The 18,297-nt window shown below is 41.6% G+C and carries 13 protein-coding genes; 7 read left to right on the top strand and 6 right to left on the bottom strand.

Going from position 1 to position 18,297, the window contains the following annotated elements:
* Positions 1-134: 134 nt before the first annotated feature.
* The 3 genes from NWP21_RS11620 to NWP21_RS11630 all read right to left on the bottom strand — a co-directional run bounded on the left by NWP21_RS11620 (position 135) and on the right by NWP21_RS11630 (position 3,566).
* On the bottom strand, positions 135-458 hold the full coding sequence (locus NWP21_RS11620) for a hypothetical protein (protein WP_280792820.1): 324 nt from the start codon (positions 456-458) through the stop codon (positions 135-137).
* Positions 459-658: 200 nt separating this feature from the next.
* Positions 659-2,047 (bottom strand): histidine--tRNA ligase, encoded by a 1,389-nt coding sequence (gene hisS / locus NWP21_RS11625; protein WP_280792821.1) that lies wholly within the window; start codon positions 2,045-2,047, stop codon positions 659-661.
* Between the two features lie 88 nt (positions 2,048-2,135).
* Positions 2,136-3,566, bottom strand: coding sequence for an aldehyde dehydrogenase family protein (locus NWP21_RS11630; RefSeq protein WP_280792822.1), 1,431 nt, complete (start codon positions 3,564-3,566; stop codon positions 2,136-2,138).
* A 278-nt stretch (positions 3,567-3,844) separates the two neighbouring features.
* Between NWP21_RS11630 and NWP21_RS11635 the strand changes: the two genes are divergently transcribed.
* Positions 3,845-7,774: a DUF4011 domain-containing protein gene (locus NWP21_RS11635; RefSeq protein ID WP_280792823.1), complete on the top strand. Its 3,930-nt coding sequence runs from the start codon at positions 3,845-3,847 to the stop codon at positions 7,772-7,774.
* Positions 7,775-7,984: 210 nt separating this feature from the next.
* On the opposite strand, the gene NWP21_RS11640 is transcribed toward NWP21_RS11635, so the two are convergent.
* Positions 7,985-8,947 carry a zinc ABC transporter substrate-binding protein gene (locus tag NWP21_RS11640; protein WP_280792824.1) on the bottom strand — a complete coding sequence of 321 codons (963 nt, stop codon included), beginning with the start codon at positions 8,945-8,947 and terminating at the stop codon, positions 7,985-7,987.
* An 84-nt stretch (positions 8,948-9,031) separates the two neighbouring features.
* Here NWP21_RS11640 and NWP21_RS11645 point away from each other — a divergent pair, with 84 nt between their 5' ends.
* From NWP21_RS11645 to holB, 5 genes are all read left to right on the top strand, one after another.
* Positions 9,032-9,808, top strand: coding sequence for a metal ABC transporter ATP-binding protein (locus tag NWP21_RS11645; RefSeq protein WP_280792825.1), 777 nt, complete (start codon positions 9,032-9,034; stop codon positions 9,806-9,808).
* Between the two features lie 268 nt (positions 9,809-10,076).
* A complete protein-coding gene (locus tag NWP21_RS11650; RefSeq protein ID WP_280792826.1) occupies positions 10,077-10,928 on the top strand; it encodes a metal ABC transporter permease in 852 nt (283 codons plus the stop codon).
* Positions 10,929-11,008: 80 nt separating this feature from the next.
* Positions 11,009-11,794: an HAD family hydrolase gene (locus NWP21_RS11655; RefSeq protein ID WP_271732254.1), complete on the top strand. Its 786-nt coding sequence runs from the start codon at positions 11,009-11,011 to the stop codon at positions 11,792-11,794.
* Positions 11,795-11,955: 161 nt separating this feature from the next.
* The gene (locus tag NWP21_RS11660; protein WP_280792827.1) at positions 11,956-13,131 is read left to right on the top strand and encodes a DNA double-strand break repair nuclease NurA; all 1,176 of its coding nucleotides are present in this window, start codon (positions 11,956-11,958) and stop codon (positions 13,129-13,131) included.
* A complete protein-coding gene (gene holB / locus NWP21_RS11665; protein WP_280792828.1) occupies positions 13,128-14,084 on the top strand; it encodes a DNA polymerase III subunit delta' in 957 nt (318 codons plus the stop codon). Before NWP21_RS11660 ends, holB begins: the two co-directional genes overlap by 4 nt.
* A 209-nt stretch (positions 14,085-14,293) precedes the next feature.
* On the opposite strand, the gene NWP21_RS11670 is transcribed toward holB, so the two are convergent.
* Positions 14,294-15,037 carry a response regulator transcription factor gene (locus NWP21_RS11670; RefSeq protein WP_280792829.1) on the bottom strand — a complete coding sequence of 248 codons (744 nt, stop codon included), beginning with the start codon at positions 15,035-15,037 and terminating at the stop codon, positions 14,294-14,296.
* Between the two features lie 373 nt (positions 15,038-15,410).
* Here NWP21_RS11670 and NWP21_RS11675 point away from each other — a divergent pair, with 373 nt between their 5' ends.
* Complete coding sequence (locus NWP21_RS11675) at positions 15,411-16,847, top strand: alkaline phosphatase PhoX (protein ID WP_280792830.1); 1,437 nt, start codon at positions 15,411-15,413, stop codon at positions 16,845-16,847.
* Positions 16,848-16,915: 68 nt separating this feature from the next.
* On the opposite strand, the gene NWP21_RS11680 is transcribed toward NWP21_RS11675, so the two are convergent.
* Positions 16,916-18,271 (bottom strand): (Fe-S)-binding protein, encoded by a 1,356-nt coding sequence (locus NWP21_RS11680; RefSeq protein WP_280792831.1) that lies wholly within the window; start codon positions 18,269-18,271, stop codon positions 16,916-16,918.
* Positions 18,272-18,297: the final 26 nt, after the last annotated feature.

The following is an 18,297-nucleotide window of genomic DNA, read 5'->3' on the forward strand; positions in this document are numbered from 1 at the left end:
AAAAATAAGGTGTAGATGTCTAGATTGCATTGTGCTGTCGAGGGTTTAGTAATTTCTCTCATTCTCCCATACCCATTACTAGACGACCCTTATTTATCAATGCACTATTTTGTTATTCTGTCAATGCGTAAGTCCTAGATATGTGGTAAGGGTAACTTCAAAAACCGGATCTGATTCTGCCAGTGATTTAAAATACTACTTTGCGCCGCTAGGGGATCATGGGGAAATACTGCACCTACTTCTAAGGATAGTAGGACGGCAGTATATTTACCACTGGCTGTTAATTCCTGTGCTAGGGTGAGCATGGCAGTGGTTTTACCGGTTTGTCTAGGTGCATGGATGACAAAGTAATTGCGCTGTTCAATTAGGCGTTTTAACTCTGGTAACCGTTCACTGGTGGGTAGGGTGTAGTGGATATCTGGTTGACAAGGACCTGCGGTGTTGAACCATTTAGTCATAATAGTTTAGGTTGACGGTTGACGGTTGACGGTTGACTGTTCGACTCCACTCAGGGCGAGTCGCTCACCGACCACGGGTGACTGTTGAGGGTTGTAACAATGTTTGAGAAATATCACCGGGAGCCAGTGTAGTTTTAGGGGGATCTAAAATTTTTGCTCCATCATGAGGGACTTTTAAAACAACCTCTAACTAAACCGTGTTACCCCAACCGGTTTTTAATTTCTCCTGCTAAGTTATCCAGGGTGACTTCCACCTGTTCACCGGATTTTAAATCTTTGAGAGATGACTTTTGGGCTGCAGCTTCCTCGGAGCCAATGATTACACAAAATTGAATCCCTTGTTTATCAGCAAGTTGGAATTGTTTACCTAAAGGGCGCTGCTCGAAATTAGTTACTACATTAATTCCCGCGCGGCGCAGGTTTTGAGATACATTTAAATAAGTAGGCATTAAGTCTGCTTGCATATTTACGACCATCACTTGGGCTGGTGTGGGAGATAAAGTATTAAGAATACCAGCTTTAAGTAAGCGACTAATTAAACGAGTTAAGCCGATAGAAATACCCACACCGGGCATTTTTTCGCCTAAAAAAGTTCCCACTAATTCCTCATATCTACCGCCTGAGCAAATACTACCTAAAGCTTCATGACCTAACAAAGTTGTTTCGTAAACGGTTCCGGTATAATAATCAAGACCACGTGCAATAGATAAGTCAATACAAAACCGATTTTCTGAGACTCCTAAATTACGCACACCTGCAATGACAGTTGCTAACTCAGTCACTCCCAAATTAAATACTTGGGCTTCTGGGAGATTTTCGGCCAGATGCTTGAGCTTATCTAAAACCTGATCAACGGAACCATGAATATTAATAAAATCAATAATTTTTTGTGTATGTTCGGTATTAATGCCTTCTGCTGCCAAAGCTTGCTTAACTTTAGCCTCACCGATTTTTTCTAGATTGTCAATTATACTAATACAGGATTTAATTTTATTTTCAGGAATACCCACAGATTGAAAAAAGCCTGTAAGCACCTTGCGATTATTGATGCGAATCAGAAAATCACCAATATTAACTTTCTCAAAGATTTCGCTAATAATTGCGGGCATTTGAGCATCATAGAGTAAACTCAGTTCACGACGAGCCACTACATCAATATCACACTGGCGGAACTGACGAAAGCGCCCATCTTTGGCGCGTTCACCCCGAAAGACTACATCCATTTGGTAACGTGCAAAAGGAAAAGTTAATTCATTGAGGTGACGCGCAATGTAAGCAGCTAGGGGTACAGTTTGGTCAAATTTTAAAGCTCTAGCTTCTGAACCTGTTTCCCCGGATTTTTCCTTTTGAGCTTGCAGATTTGGTGGTAATATAGGGTCAATGCCATAGATAATATTATCTCCTTGATTGCCCTTGGCTTGTAAAACTTCTAAACGTTCGACTGCGGGGGTTTCAATGGGAGTAAAGCCATAACTTTCAAATACGCGGCGAATGTGATCTAACAAATATAATTCCAAGCGTTTTTCGCTGGGAAGAAATTCGGGGAATCCGCTGGGGGTAGAAAAGTTAATTTTGTCACTTTTGGCCATATTTACACCTTGTTAAATATCAGATTGGGAAATTAAGAAATTAAATTATAACGCTTCTGAGATCAATAAAATGCAGAGCCATTGTGGATTAGTGTAAATCGCGCCAACTGTGGTCAAACCACCAAGGGTCGGGACTGGAGTTGTTTTTGATCAAAAATGCTTTTTTTCTGAGGAAGCGTTGAATTAACCCTCGTCCCAGGGGTGAAGCTCCCAGACCGGATAATTTAAAAGAATTTTTTTCTCCCTCAGACACAATAGCAGTCAAAGCAGCATCATTAATACTAATAGCACCAGCATCAAGTCTACCCACGGCTAAGGCTTCCTCTTGGGAGAGTGCAAACACGGCTGCGCTTTGTCCATATATAGAATCATTTGCTAAGTATACCGCTTCCTCAAGGGTGGTAAATGGCATTACTGGCATAATGGGGCCAAAAGTTGGATCTGTCATGAGCTTCATAGAATGGTTGACTTGGGTGATTACGGTGGGACGACACCACCAACCCCCGCCTAATTGTTCTACCTTACCGCCACAATGTATTAATGCTCCGTTTTCTATTGCATCTATTAGATGGTGGTTGATAATTGCGGCTTGTTTTTCGGTGATGATAGGGCCAATTTCTCCACTGTCAAGGTGGGGATGGGCTAAGTGTAAAGTAATAGCTCTAGCTATGAGTTGATGATAAAACTGTGTAAATATTGATTGGGCTACATAAATTCTTTGAATGGAAACAAATGACTGTCCAGCGTTGAATACTGAACCCCACAAAATAGCACGGGTGGCTAATTCCAGATTGGCTGATTCTAAAACAATGGCTGGGTCTTTTCCCCCTAATTCTAAATAGGCGGGAATGAGGCGTTGAGCTGCGGCCTGAGCTACTTTTCTCCCTGTGGTTAGACTCCCGGAAAAGCAAACTAAATCTACGTTGTCTATGAGGTTAGCGCCTGTTTCTCCTCCTCCTTCGACAAAACTTAACACATCACGCAAGTCTGGTACAGTCTTGAGGGCTGTAATCAGGGGGGCGACGAAGCGGGGTGAAATCTCGCTAGGTTTGACAATGACGGCACAACCTGCTATTAATGCGGGAATGGTGTTGATTGTGGATAGCAATAGGGGTAGGTTCCAGGTGCTAATTACCCCCACTAAGGGGTAAGGTACTGATGTTTGTTCTAGGGCGATAAATGGGATGGCTGTATTTTTAGCCGAGTCTCGTAGTAGTTCTGGGCTTAAGTCACACCAACGGTCAATATTATCTAGGAAAGTGTTTATTTCTAATATTGAGGTGGACAGTCTCCCGGTATCAGTTACTAAAGCCTGTGTGAGCTGTTCCTGAACAGAGACTATTGCTTGTTTCCATGTCTGTAAGGCCTCAATTCTGGCTTCTAAACCGATGTGATACCAGCGAGTTTGCGCCCTGCGAGCGCGCTGGCACTGGTGTGATAATAATCTAGGAGATGGGGGGAGAATTACATAGTCATACTTGCCATTTCGAGGGTTACGGACTTCGATGGGTTTATTCATTAGTATATTTTTTGATTATATTTATTAAAGTAGCCATGGCTAGGTTACCTTTGAAACTAGAATTGATGGTAGTTTGACACCGCAGGATTCATGAAGATACTGTTGAGGGCAGGGTATTTTTGTCATCTCACTGTTTTTCTTCTGTGTCAAGTATATTATTTATGCTCCCTATTCTGATTCTTTTGTCAAGTCATTTTTATACTAAATTAGATGAGCTTACCCTGGTTGAAAGGGTAGTATAATATTAAGCAATAGGCCTATTTACAAGAAAAGCAACTATGGGACAGTCAGCTTTCAGTTCTCAACCAAACCTTGCTCAGAAAATTGTACAGTGGAAAGCTGGACTGGCTGATTTAGGACGACGCAATCCTCTGATCAAGTTTCGGCAAAATAGTCCTCGAAATTTAGAAGTTATCACAGATGAACCAGATGTTCTCTTCACCAAGCTAACAAAAGAGAAAAAATCCCTTTCTTTTTTCAGGATTGATAGTGAAAATCAAGACATTACCCAGTTAGAAAACTTTAAAGCATTAACAGCCGAAAAAAATCCGCTTGAATTAATTACTCGCCAAATAGGCAATGAGCAATTAAAACGGCTCAACAAATTACGCCTTGAGGCGCGACGGTCATTTGAAGAACGAGGTGTCAACAGTTTGTTTCTGGCACTTGGAACCTTAAGTTGGTATGAGAAGGATAAACCAGATGATACTTTACTATCCCCACTCATTTTAGTACCTGTAGACTTAATTAAAGAACCTAGACGAGAGGTTTATAAGATATCTTTTTTAAACGAGGATATTGCACTAAATCCAACCCTGGCACAAAAGTTAAAGCAGACTTTTGGAATTGAGCTTCCAGATGAAGAAGCTATACAAACACTAAGTTATAACAAAATTATTACTGAGATTAGGGAACTATTAGAAGAACAAAAGACATGGGAAATTAAAGAGAATGTATTTCTCTCACTATTTTCCTATGCAAAGGCTGCAATGGTGAGGGACATTATCGAAAATGAAACTCTGATTTTTGACCACCCAATTTTGCAAGCAATTAGTGGAGATTTAACTAATTATCAGTCGAACTATACAGAACCCCTACCTGCATCTGCTCTGGATTCACAAGTAAAACCTGAAGGAATATTTCAAATTGTTGATGCTGACTCCAGTCAACAAGTTGTAATTGAAGCAGCAAAAGCTGGTTCTAGCTTTGTTGTCCAAGGACCTCCAGGAACAGGTAAAAGTCAAACTATTGTAAATATGATTGCGGAACTGATTGGCGATGGTAAATCAGTTTTATTAGTTGCAGAAAAAGAGACAGCATTGAGTGTGGTTTATAAACGCATGGCTGAATGTGGTTTAGACCATATGTGTCTTAATCTTCATCACAGTGGGACAACAGATAAGCGAGAGCTTGTACATAATTTGTCAAAAACTATTGAATACGTTAAACTTGATAGTGCAGAAAATAATCATCTTTTCTTTGAAAGGCTTGTTTCTACTCGTCAATCACTAATTTTATATCTGACAAGTTTACACACTAAGGAAAAGCCTTTAGAAAAATCAGCATTTGAGATATTTGGTGAACTTTTGAGAAAAGAACGGGAAGCAGTTCCCAGTATGAATGCCATATTTGCAAACTTCAGCCAATGGAATCCTCTGCGATTCCAAGAGGCAAAAGTTTTATTAAATCAACTGGCACAATTTATACCTTTATTTAAGGGAGAAAAAATAAATATTTGGGCAAAAAGTTCTCTAGATTCTTATTCTTATGAGCTGGAGTTGCAAATCAGAGAGGAAATAGAAGAATTTCAGGAAGCACTTTCTTCACTGCAAAAGATTAATCAACAATTGCAGACAAATTTACAAATTCCAGCTTTGCTGAATTTAGAGTCTCTAGATAATTGCTATTTGGCTATTCAACATATATTGAAAGTACCACCATCGAAGTTACCGGATAATTGGGCTAAAGTAAATATTGCTCAGGCTCAAGATGCTTTTAATACTCTAAAAAGTGATGTTCGGGAAATTGAAAAGAATAAGCGATCGCGGGAAAATAGAAATTTTATCAGCCAGATTTTAAGATTATTTGAAATTTTTAATAGGAAGAAAGCTAATCATATTGAGTCTTTGCAAAATAGGTTACGTCAGAGTGACTATCCTGCTCGTCGGATTTTTGGTTGTTTATTTAATCCAGAAGTTTGTAGTGAAGCAGAGTTAAAAGAAATTGAACAAGCTTTAAGTTGGTTGGTTGGCTTACAAAAGTATTCGCTTCCTGCTGATTACATTCAAAATTTGATAAATTCTCCTTTAAAAAGGCGTGAATTTGCTGAATTAGTTAAGAAATATGAGTCAGTCCATAACAGTATTAGAAAAGGATTAAATTTCCTATTATCTTACTTTAGGGAAAGTGATATCACAGATTCTTATCTACCTCATAATCAAATTGCTTTTGTGGAATTAGAAACATTTTTAAACGTAGCTCAATCGGAATTGTCTGATTTTCAAGAATGGTTAAGTTATAAAGAAACTTACCAAAAAATCGAAAATATTGCCAATAGTAAATTCTTAGATGCTTTACGTGAGAATCAAATTCAACCAGAGCAATGGTTTCCGGTTTTAGAAAAGCGCATTTATCAAATATGTCTTGATGCTATTCTGGCGAGAAAACCGGAGTTGAAGAATTTTAATGTTGAAGTACACGAACGGCTCATCAAGGAGTTTGCTCAACTCGACTATAATCAACTAGATGCTGCTAGAGAACGTCTAAAACAGTTTCATGTGCAACGTTGGCAAAAGTGGGAAAATACCTCACTTGCTCTAGCTGAGTTACCTAATTTGAAAAGAGAAACGACTAAGAAAAGCCGACATTTACCTATACGTAAACTCCTCAACGATAGACAAAAGGGGATACCAAACTTAGTTAAAACCTTAAAGCCTTGCTGGATGATGAGTCCGCTTTCGGTAAGCCAATATATAAATCCAAATGTAGTTCATTTTGATGTTCTGATTTTTGATGAAGCATCTCAGCTTCGGACTGAAGATGTTGTTCCTGCGATTATCCGTTCTAATCAAGTTATTGTAATTGGCGATAATAAACAGCTTCCTCCCACATCATTCTTTTCTACTGGAGATAAGGAGGAAGATATTAATGATGAGGATGATGCAAGCTATGAAAGCGTTTTGGATGAATGTTCAAATTTTATGTTTGCGCGAACGCTGAAATGGCATTATCGCAGTCAAGACGAACGTTTGATAGCGTTTTCTAATAAGTATTTTTATGATTCTCAGTTAGTTACCTTTCCAAACCCAATTCAAAATTCAGATTTGGGAGTGTCGTTTAAATATGTTCCTGATGGAGTTTATGATCGTGGTGGACGCAGAGATAATCGACGCGAAGCAGAAGTGGTTGCTCATTTGGCCTTAGAGCATTTTCGTAAGTTTCCCGAACAATCCCTTGGTATTATTGCCTTTAGCGAAGCACAAGGGGAGGCGATTCAGGAGCAAATTGAGATTTTAGGGCAAGAAAATCCCGATTTTGAGATATTTTGCAGCGATAACTCATCTCAGTTTTTTCTCAAAGCACTGGAAAATGTTCAGGGTGATGAGCGAGATGGGATTATACTCAGCATTGGGTATGCTCGTGATGATCAAGGTAAACTTTCTCTTAACTTTGGACCATTGAATCGCCAAGGTGGACAACGACGACTCAACGTAGCTATCACAAGGGCAAAAAGTAAAATTACACTTGTTTCTTCCATACAGGGTGGAGACATTGACTTAACCCGGACTAAAAGCAAAGGTGTAGAAGCACTGCGTAATTACTTAGAATACGCTGCGAGTGGTGGAGAACGACTGCAAGGTAACTCTTACACGGACACGCTTCATTTTGACTCGCCATTTGAGGAAGATGTTTACCATACTTTATCACAGCAGGGATACACTATCCGCACCCAAGTTGGATGCTCAGGATATCGGATTGACCTTGCTGTGGTCAATAATAAGCGTTCAGGAGAGTTTTTATTGGGGATTGAGTGTGATGGTGCATCTTACCATAGTTCACCGACTGCCAGAGATCGCGATCGCCTGCGACAACAGGTGCTTGAAAGACTAGGTTGGAAAATTTACCGGATTTGGTCAACAGACTGGTTTCGTAATAAACCTGTTCAAGTTCGTTTGTTGATGGAAAGAATTAAACAACTTGACCAATAGGGTCTAAACTGGGGAAGCTTAAGTTGGATATCTCCATCAGGTGTGAGCGATCGCCAAGGGTACCTCTCACATCTGTTACTCGGAAAAAAATATAGCAGGGGGCAGGGGGCACCGGAGCAGGGGGAAGCCTTGAAACGCTTGAATTTCAACGGTTTTATCTTTTGTTTGTGTCCTAACCACCTTGGCGGTTGCTATATGTTAAAAATGGAATTAATTAAGTTGAAATGGTGTGTATTTACCTCCCAATGCTTCTACAATGGTGCGAGTATTAGCTACCATCATTTTGATATAGGAATCGGTATCACTGCCTTTTGCACCAATGGAATCAGAGTATAATTTACCTGGTGCTAATTTTACACCGGCTTCTTGAGCAACGGTAGTAATTAAGGCTTTGTTGATTGTAGTCTCAGCAAAGATGGCGGGTACACGGGTGTTTTTGATAGACTCTACTAAACGCCCAACTGTTTGGGCGCTGGGTTGTTCTTCTGTACTCACACCGATTAATGTCCCGGCGATCGCCAAGCCATAGGCTTGAGTATAATATTGAAAAGCGTCATGGGTGGTGACCAGTTGGCGGTTATTTGGGGGGATTGTTTGAATTTGTTGATTAATCCAGTTATGTAATTGCTGTAGTTGATTGGTTAATTCAGATGCTCTTTGAGTAAATTCTGGTGCGTCTGGGGGGGATAATTTAATCAACTCATCCCGAATTATATTTACTATAGCGATGGCATTTTCTGCACTTCCCCACACATGGGGGTCTGGTATAATTTTCCCATCACCTTGATCTAATTTCAAGGCTGAGACTATTTCACCCACTGCTACCTTATGGGCTTTTTGACCCACCGCATTCATTAACTTAATTAGTCCGGGTTCCAAATCATAGCCATTATACAAGATTAAATCAGCCGTTTCTAAAACCCGGCCATCTGCTGGTGTGGGTTCATAAACATGGGGGTCTACACCTGCTTGGAGAATACTAATTAATTCAATGTCCTCTGCGCCGACTACCTCAGCTAAATCAGCAATAATAGTATTAGTTGCGACTACTCGTGGTTGTGCATCAATCCCCCCGGAGACGGGGTTACTATCTATTTGGTTACATCCGCCTATGGCCAACCCTAACAATACTCCTACCACACCTGGGCAAAATAATCTAGCTGTTGATTTCATTGAGTTACACTTGTTCTCATCTTCTTCTCATATTTAAGGTACACTATTCTCATATTCTTTTCATTTTTCTGGGAAGTCGCGAAAATGTTCACCCTAGACCCTGTGTACCCCATGAACTATGCAGTTACAAATACAAGTATTAATATTACCCATGTTGGGGTGCATTACCACACAGCAGCAGCTTTAACAGATGTAAACTGTATCATTAAACCAGGGAGAATCACGGGGATTTTTGGTCCTAATGGTGCTGGTAAAAGTACGTTAATGAAAGCCATGCTGGGGTTGGTCTCCCTGAGTAGTGGCAGAGTTTTGTATAAAGAGAAACTATTAACCCAGCAACTAGAAAAAGTTGCATATATCCCCCAGCGGAATCAAATAGATTGGAGTTACCCTGCTACAGTGTGGGATGTGGCGATGATGGGAAGGGTAAAAAAGACGGGTTGGTTACGTAGCTTTTCCCCGGTTAGTCGTCAGGAAACTAAAAACGCCCTCGACCGGGTAGGAATGTTAGCATATTGCGATCGCCCCATAGGAGAATTATCTGGGGGACAACAACAAAGGGTATTTTTAGCCCGTGCTTTGGCACAGCAAGCAGATATATACTGCTGTGATGAACCACTAGCGGGGATTGACCAAAAAACCCAAGCTGTGATTTTTACTGTCTTTCGGGAATTAGCCGCTGCTGGTAAAATTGTTTTAGTGGTTAACCACGATTTAGGCGAATCAATTACTCACTTTGATGATTTAATTTTACTCAATCGGGAATTAATCGCTACAGGTGTACGAGAGCAAGTTCTGACAGCAGAAAACCTGAATCGCGCCTATGGTGGTCGAGTTATGTACTTTAATGATGCTGCTTAAATTATCCCTATTTCTGGTTTGGTATAAATAGGACTGGCTGAATAAATCTAAAACCTATATAAATCAAAGGTTTGAGATTGCTAAAAAACAAAATCGGTGCAGGGTTTTTCCTGGTTTTACCATCAAAAGTGGACATTTTAGGTTAAATAAATCAAATCGGAAAATTTAGGGGTGACGGATAGCTCAAACTGTTCGGTGTGTTCCCTGTTCCCTGTTCCCTGTTCCCTATCCCCACGAAAAGAATTTCTGTTGCAAACCCTAAATACCTATGATTGAAGCATTAATTGAGCCACTACAATATACCTTCATGCAGCGATCGCTCCTGGTCGCCATTATAGTCGGTTTGCTGTGTGCCGTGGTGGGTAGTTACTTAATGGTGCAAAGATTAGCATTACTGGGTGATGCTATCAGTCATTCAGTCTTGCCAGGACTGGCGATCGCCTTTATACTAGGAGCAAACATTTATTTAGGGGCATTTATAGCCGGGGTAATCAGTACAATCGCCATCACCTGGATAAAAAGCCACTCCCCCATCAAAGAAGATGCGGCGATGGGTATAGTCCTGTCTGCATTTTTCGCCACGGGGATCACTTTAATTACAGTGATTCAAAAGACCCAAAAAATCGACCTGAGTCATTTTCTGTTTGGTAATATTCTGGGGGTAACATCCCAGGAGGTGCGGGACACGGCCATGATTGCGGCTATAGTTTTAATAGTTGTTTTCTTATTATATAAAGAACTATTATTTTACACCTTTGACCCGCTGGGGGCGCAAGCTGCGGGTTTACCGGTAAATCGGTTAAACTTTGGCTTAATGGTGCTGATTGCTCTGACAATTGTGGCTAGTATGAAAACTGTAGGCGTTATCCTAGTCTTAGCACTGTTAATTACACCGGGAGCGACTGCTTACCTGTTGGTGAAACGGTTACATCAAGTTATGATTGTAGGCGCATTCGCTGGGTGTATTTCCAGTATTAGCGGAATGTACCTCAGCTACTTTTTTAATTTACCCTCTGGTCCGGCGATAGTTTTAGTAGCGTCAGGCTTATTTTTGTTAGCATTACTGTTTAGTCCTAAAAACGGGATTTTGACGTCAAGAATGAGTCGTAAAAATACATAAATGATTAAATACTGACAAAAATTACAGCTTAGTTGAAAATTCTTCGTTAATCTAACAAAAGCAGTTTATTTTCCAGCAAAATGACCGGAAGCAGTCCCACAATTTTAGCCTTAGACTTTGATGGAGTAATTTGCGATGGACTAATAGAGTATTTTGAAGTCGCATGGAAAACCTATTGTAAAATTTGGTCTCCAGTAGATAACACGCCCCCAGATGATTTACCATTAAGATTCTATCGCCTCAGACCAGTGATTGAAACGGGTTGGGAAATGCCAGTTTTAATCAAAGCTTTAATAGATGGAATTCCCGAAACCTCAATTTTGCAGGAATGGGGGAAAATCACCCTGCGGATTTTATTAGAGTATAGTCTGCAATCCCAAACAATTGCCCTGCAACTTGACAATTTGCGGGATGAATGGATCAAAACTGATTTAGAAGGTTGGCTAAACCTGCATAGATTTTACCCCGGCGTAGTGGAAAGAATGAAAATCACCCTAGCCGGTGAAACAAAAATATACATTGTCACTACCAAAGAAGGGCGCTTTGTTGAGCGGTTATTAGCAAGGGAAGGGGTGAACCTACCACCGGGGGTAATTTTCGGTAAGGAAGTTAAACGACCCAAATATGAAACTTTGAGAGAATTAATTGGTAAGGCTGCAGAGAAACCGGTTAAACTGTGGTTTGTAGAAGATAGGCTGAAAACATTACAATTGGTGCAACAACAAACGGACTTGAAAGATGTTGAACTTTTTCTGGCAGACTGGGGATATAACACCCAAACAGAAAGGAAAGCAGCCCAAATTCATCCGACAATCGGACTACTAAGCCTATCCCAGTTTACTAAAAACTTTGCTGCCTGGCAATAAGGCCTCAAACCCTAGGCGCATGATCATCTGTGTTCATCTGTGGTGATTTTTTCCACTCACAGATGATTGAGTAAATCTAAAAATTGTGCTATAAGTGCGATAAATTTATAGCAATATAAAATAACTGTGGTTAACACAACCAACCAAACCTAAGTTATTTTATGCTAGATATTACAAAATTAGCGCGACAAATGCAGGGTTTAAGTCAACATCTGAGTTTAGAAGCTGCTGCAAGTCGCCAGAGGTTAGAATTAGCTCAAGAATATTTACAAAAAGCTTATGAGTCTCAGCAAGAGTTGATAGAGCTTCAGCAACGATGGCGCGATCGCATTCTGTTTGCGAATGCTACACCCATAGAACCCCTGGAAACCCGCATTAATATTCTAGTCCCCCCCAAAGTGCATACGGTCATCGCCACTGACGGGTCTCAAATTGCGCCCAACCATCATGAAATTGCTTACTGTTACCTGTTGAACATTGGTAGAGTAGTGTTACACTATGGGCAAAACCGCCAACCACTGCTAGATAGTTTACCAGAAGTATTTTATCGCCCGGAGGATTTATATATATCTCGGCAATGGGGAATTAAAACTGAGGAGTGGATGGGATATCGCCGCACTGCTTCGGAAACTACAGTTTTAGCAGAATTAGCTTGTGCAGCTAAAGGAGAAGCTCCGGCCTTAGCAATGGTGGATGGTTCTTTAATTTACTGGTTTTTAGAGCAGTTACCTTTAGATGCACGCGATCGCATTTTACCACCAATCCTGGAAGCATGGCAACAGTTGCATCTGGCTAAAATTCCCCTGTTAGGATATCTGAGCGCCTCTCGCCACATTGATTCTATCAACTTTTTCAGATTATTGACTTGTCCCCATCAGGTTCCCGACTGTAAAAGTTATTGTCCGGACCCTGCGGAAAAATCTCCTTGTCAAGTTTTTGACACTTTGAGAGATACTACTTTATGGGGAACGACATTACAACCAGGACAACGTGGTCCGATCTGGCGTAGTAATAACCGGGTTTTAGAACTTTATGAGCAGCAAATAATTTACTTTTGCCACGTCCATGTAGGCAGTGAAATTGCCCGGATAGAATTTCCTGCCTGGGTAGCTGAAGATACAGATATGCTGAACCAAGCGCTGGCGATGATGCTGGCCCAGGTGCAGAAAGGCCAAGGCTACCCTGTAGCGATCGCAGAAGCCCATAATCAAGCAGTAGTCAGGGGAGGAGATAGAAGCCGTTTTTTTGCTCTCTTAGAGAGACAAATGATTAAAGCCGGTTTGAGAAATGTGGGAACTTCCTACAAAGAAGCTAGAAAACGAGGCAGTATTGCGTGATACCAGACCTATTTGCCCCAGTATTAGGACAATCCCAAGCCATTGAATTACTTACCCAAGGGGTCAAACAAGACCGAGTCCCCCCGGCTTATTTATTTGTGGGCATAGATGGTGTGGGTAAAAGCCTGGCTGCTAGGTGCTTTGTAGAACTACTTTTTTACGTGGAAACACTTAACTTGACTACATTACAAAATCGGTTGCGTCAAGGTAATCATCCTGACTTGTGGTGGGTAGAACCAACTTACCAATACCAAGGAGAAAGATTCACGGCCGCAGAAGCAGCCGTGAAAAAACTTAAGCGCAAAGCTCCCCCGGTAATCAGACTAGAGCAGATCCGGGAAGTTAGCGAATTTCTCAGCCGTCCTCCCTGGGAAGCACGCAGAAACGTGGTTGTTATTGAGTCAGCCCAGACAATGGCGGAAGCTGCTGCTAATGCGTTGCTGAAAACCTTGGAGGAACCGGGTAGAGCGACAATAATTTTAATTGCACCATCACCTGAGTCTATATTACCCACATTGGTGTCACGTTGTCAACGTATCCCCTTTTATCCGTTGGATACACAGTCCTTAACTCAAGTCTTGACCCAAACGGGACATGAGGCAATTTTGGCAAATCAGGCACTATTAAATATGGCTGCTGGTAGTCCGGGTAGTGCGATCGCATCCTATGAGCAATTACAAGCAATTCCGGAAACCTTACTCCAAGATGTGAGCAAAAGACCATCATCTTACCGCCAAGCTTTAGAATTAGCCAAGAAAATCGCCCAAGAGTTAGACACAGAAGCACAACTATGGTTAGTGGATTATCTGCAACAATCCTACTGGCAACAGTGGCATCAACCACAAATCATGCACCAACTAGAACAAACTCGTAAATTCTTAATGTGTTACGCCCAACCGCGGTTAGTTTGGGAATGCACATTTATAGCCATGCTCCCCCGAAGAATGGAATAACCGCCCATTTTTGTGGATGCATCCGATTTGACCGGGACTTCTCCGTCTGAAAAAAGTTGTTTTTGCATACCTAATTCACACCTGTAATTATTCCATACTTTAGCTGATCAGATGCCCCCCCCAAATATCAACGGGTAAATAACTTGATGTGAAACTGTTCGTAGAGTAGGTTACATAACTTTACAGATGGGTGAAATCCCGGATAAATTTCACTCTATCACTGATGCGGAAGCACCCTCATTGGATTGAGGTAAGCTGGGTAACTCTAAACAATATCCTGCCCCATACACTGTTTTAATATAGCGGGGGTGACGGGGATCTGGTTCTAGTTTAGTTCTCAAGTGGCGGATATGCACCCGAATAGTTTCAATATCATCATCTGGGTCATAACCCCAAACCTCCCGCAAGATTTCACTGGGGGAAACTGTCTGACCGTGGCGTTGCAGCAAACAGTGCAGGAGTTCAAATTCCAGATGAGTGAGTTTCACTGTTTGATTAAACCATATGGCCTCAAATCTTTCTGGAACCAGAGTTAAATTCCCATAGTTGAGAATTTCGCTATGTTTTGCTGCTTGGGGGATGCGGTCAGTACGTCGCAATAACGCCCGCACCCGTGCTAACATCTCCTCAACTTCAAAGGGCTTAGTGAGGTAATCATCCGCCCCGGCATTGAAGCCTTCCACTTTGTCATGAGTTTGACTTAAAGCCGTCAGCATCAAGACGGGAATTTCCGCCGTGCGGTCATCCCGCCGTAGGCGTTGGCAAACTGTAAACCCGTCTACTCTGGGTAACATCAGGTCAAGCATGATTAAGTCAGGTTGTAGCTGTAGCGCCAGCGCTTGACCTTTGATACCATCTTCCGCCTGGCTGACATCGTAGCCAGCCATCTCTAAATTGACGGCCACTAGTTCTGAAATGGCGGCGTCATCGTCTATGACAAGAATCCTCGGCATTATTTAATAACTTATTACTACTTCATTAAGGATAAATAAGAACCTTTGATAGATACAAAGATTTTTATCTTGATTATAAGAAACACTTAAATCTAACATAAATGTCAAATTACAAGATGGTGGCATCAGAAATAAAGTACTCTAAATCCTATATGTGTTGTGTTCTTCTGCCTACAATTCGCCTGGATTCCTGGAAAATGCTGTGTAGGGAAAACGTTGTTGGGGGGGTTCAACCCCGTTCCCTGGTATAACCGCAAATTAAACTAGTTATTATCCCACCTTAATGTTCCTCGAATAAGTTCTGATAGTGCGATAGAGAAGCGCTGCTGCGTACAGGGCGATCGCGTATTTAGGTAAAGAGAAGAACAACACAATGGAAGTCTCAAGACGTAAATTTTTAACCTTAGCTGGCACAAGTGCAGCTACCGTGACAATGCTGTCACCATTGGAAGCATTTTATGCCCGGGTTGCCCGTGGTGAAATGCCCAACAGCACCGGTTATGGAGCTCTGGAGGACAAGCTACCCTTAAACACAGCTGAACTGCCTGATAACTTTAAAAACATACCGATTTTAAAACTCCCTCGGACATTTAACTACACGGCCTTCCATTTTACTGGTGAGCCAATGGGCGACGGGTTCAGAGTACCATCGAACCATGACGGGATGGCTGCATACTCCGGGGCTAACGGCTCAACAATTCTAGTTTGTAACCATGAACTGGGTACTTCCGCTAACCACCCTGTGAGTGGTGATAATCGCTACTCCACTGGCGCTCAGGGGGGAACCAGTACGATTGTAGTGGGAGCAAACCGCAGACCCATCACAAACTTTAACTCCTTAGCAGGTACTGTTCGTAACTGTGCAGGTGGACCGACACCCTGGCGGACATGGGTTACTTGTGAAGAAACCTTTTCTACAAGCACTAATACCACTGGTACTGCTGGGACCCAAACCGTTAGACACGGTTACAACTTTGAGGTTGTAGCTGACCCGAATAGCGGTTTAGTCACCCCAGTTCCCTTGATAGACATGGGACGCTTTAACCATGAGGCTATAGCTGTAGACCCCAGAACTGGCTATGTGTACGAAACTGAAGACCGTGGTGATAGCTGCTTCTATCGGTTTGTACCTAATGTCAGACCTACCAAAGCCGGGGACTTGGCTCAAGGCGGTACTCTGTATGCTTTAAAAGTTAGAGGTACAGAAAACTTTGCCCTTAATACCATCAATAATCCTAATTTTGGTGGTGAACCTGGGAAGGTTAAGGTTGGTCAAAAATTGCCTGTAGAGTGGGTGCAAATTGATAATCCCGACCCAGATGCTGAGAATGCTGGTACTGGGGTTGGTGTGCGTTACGAAGCTCAAAGCAAGGGTGCTGCCATTTTCTTCCGGGGTGAGGGCGCTTGGTATGGTAATCAAATGGTTTACTTTGTTGCTTCTCAAGGTGGTCCACCTGTATCTGATGCTGCTAACGCCAGAGGTAATGGTCAAGTTTGGGCTTATGACCCGGCGAGAGAAGAGTTAACTTTAGTAGTTGAAGCTTCTCCGAGTGGTCAATTTTTACAAGCTCCTGATAATATCACTGTTGCTCCTTGGGGTGACCTGTTCCTATGTGAGGATGGTAGTGGTACTGATTATATTGTGGGTGTTAACGGCAAAGGTGAAGTTTATCAATTTGCCATGAACAACTTTAATAGCAGTGAGTTTGCTGGCGCTTGCTTCTCTGCTGACGGTAGAACGATGTTTGTTAACATTCAGTCTCCGGGTATTACACTGGCTATTTTTGGTCCATGGAATCGTCGCCGATAAGTATTAAGTAGTGTTTAAATGAGAGAAAAAACTGGGTTTTCCCAGTTTTTTTTGCATAAATACACAGGTTAAAAACCTAACTTCACACCCCGAATGGCATAATCTAATAACTCCATGGGGTGCATGACTGAAATGGTTTTACCCTGTAATTGTAAATGCTTGGTAATTTGCAAGGTACAACCGGGATTAGCAGAAGCAATTAACTGTGCGCCTGTATTTAACAAATTCTGTACTTTTTGCTGACCTAACTCCTCGGCTACCTCTGGTTGCAGCATATTATAAACGCCGGCACTACCACAACACAAAGCTGCGTCTATAGGTTCGGTTAGTTTCACGCCGGGAATTTGTCGTAATAATTGACGTGGTTGCACACTAATCTTTTGTCCATGGAGTAAATGACAGGCATCTTGATAAACTAAATTTAAAGGCTGATCACTTAAGGGGGATAATTTAGCTGTCAATCCTACCTTGACTAAAAATTCTTGAGCATCTTTGACTTTAGCAGCAAAAGCCTGCGCCTGGTCTCGATATTCTGGGTCATCTTGGAGGATGTGACCGTATTCTTTTAAAGTATGACCACAACCTGCAGCATTGATAATGATAAAATCTACATGGGTATCGGCAAAACTGTCAATCATTTGTTTTGCTAAACTTTGGGCTTGTTGGGTTTGTCCTTGATGTTCTGGAAGCGCGGCACAACAACCTTGAGATTTAGGAATTACGACTTCGCAACCATTCGCGGTTAATACTCGCACGGTGGCCTCATTAATGGGGGAGAAGAATAACCGTTGCACACATCCCAAAATTACCCCTACCCGGTAACGCTTTTCTCCTTGGGGGGGAATAATATCTGGTAGGTTATTTTGAAAGGATTGCAGGGTAATTTTTGGTAAAATTGATTCCATGGCTGCTAAACGCGGGGATAGTTTCTTGAGTAACCCTGTAGTTTTTACTAATTTTGGTAATCCCAACTTTTGATAAACTAGCAGGGGAAATAAAAACAGCCGTAATAAATCAGGATTAGGAAATAAGGAAAATATCAGTTTACGAATCAAGGTATCTGGTAAATTGCGCTTATAATTGCGTTCTACTTGGTGACGAGTGGCGGATATTAATTTATCGTACTGCACGCCGGAAGGACAAGTACTTACACAAGCTAAACAACCTAAACAAGAATCAAAATGTTGTACTGTGGCTGTATTTAGAGCTATTTCACCCTCGTTAATTGCATCCATTAAGTAGATGCGTCCCCTGGGTGAGTCCATCTCTTTACCAATCACCCGATAACTTGGACAAGTGGACAGACAAAAACCACAATGTACACAACTATCAATCAATTTGGGATCGGGTGGCTGATTGATATCAAAACTTTTTAAATTCTTAATCCTATTAGTATGATTCGCGGAATTGTCAGAAACTTGCATATTTAAATTTTTCCCCTCTCTATCTG

The sequence above is a fragment of the Anabaenopsis sp. FSS-46 genome, assembly GCF_029891665.1.
Taxonomy (GTDB): Bacteria; Cyanobacteriota; Cyanobacteriia; order Cyanobacteriales; family Nostocaceae; genus Anabaenopsis; species Anabaenopsis arnoldii.

Bases quoted from the DNA above. Each gene is read 5' to 3' on its own strand.
- NWP21_RS11620 (WP_280792820.1), bottom strand. From the start codon at position 458: ATGACTAAATGGTTCAACACCGCAGGTCCTTGTCAACCAGATATCCAC.
- hisS (WP_280792821.1), bottom strand. From the start codon at position 2,047: ATGGCCAAAAGTGACAAAATTAACTTTTCTACCCCCAGCGGATTCCCC.
- NWP21_RS11630 (WP_280792822.1), bottom strand. From the start codon at position 3,566: ATGAATAAACCCATCGAAGTCCGTAACCCTCGAAATGGCAAGTATGAC.
- NWP21_RS11635 (WP_280792823.1), top strand. From the start codon at position 3,845: ATGGGACAGTCAGCTTTCAGTTCTCAACCAAACCTTGCTCAGAAAATT.
- NWP21_RS11640 (WP_280792824.1), bottom strand. From the start codon at position 8,947: ATGAAATCAACAGCTAGATTATTTTGCCCAGGTGTGGTAGGAGTATTG.
- NWP21_RS11645 (WP_280792825.1), top strand. From the start codon at position 9,032: ATGTTCACCCTAGACCCTGTGTACCCCATGAACTATGCAGTTACAAAT.
- NWP21_RS11650 (WP_280792826.1), top strand. From the start codon at position 10,077: ATGATTGAAGCATTAATTGAGCCACTACAATATACCTTCATGCAGCGA.
- NWP21_RS11655 (WP_271732254.1), top strand. From the start codon at position 11,009: ATGACCGGAAGCAGTCCCACAATTTTAGCCTTAGACTTTGATGGAGTA.
- NWP21_RS11660 (WP_280792827.1), top strand. From the start codon at position 11,956: ATGCTAGATATTACAAAATTAGCGCGACAAATGCAGGGTTTAAGTCAA.
- NWP21_RS11670 (WP_280792829.1), bottom strand. From the start codon at position 15,037: ATGCCGAGGATTCTTGTCATAGACGATGACGCCGCCATTTCAGAACTA.
- NWP21_RS11675 (WP_280792830.1), top strand. From the start codon at position 15,411: ATGGAAGTCTCAAGACGTAAATTTTTAACCTTAGCTGGCACAAGTGCA.
- NWP21_RS11680 (WP_280792831.1), bottom strand. From the start codon at position 18,271: ATGCAAGTTTCTGACAATTCCGCGAATCATACTAATAGGATTAAGAAT.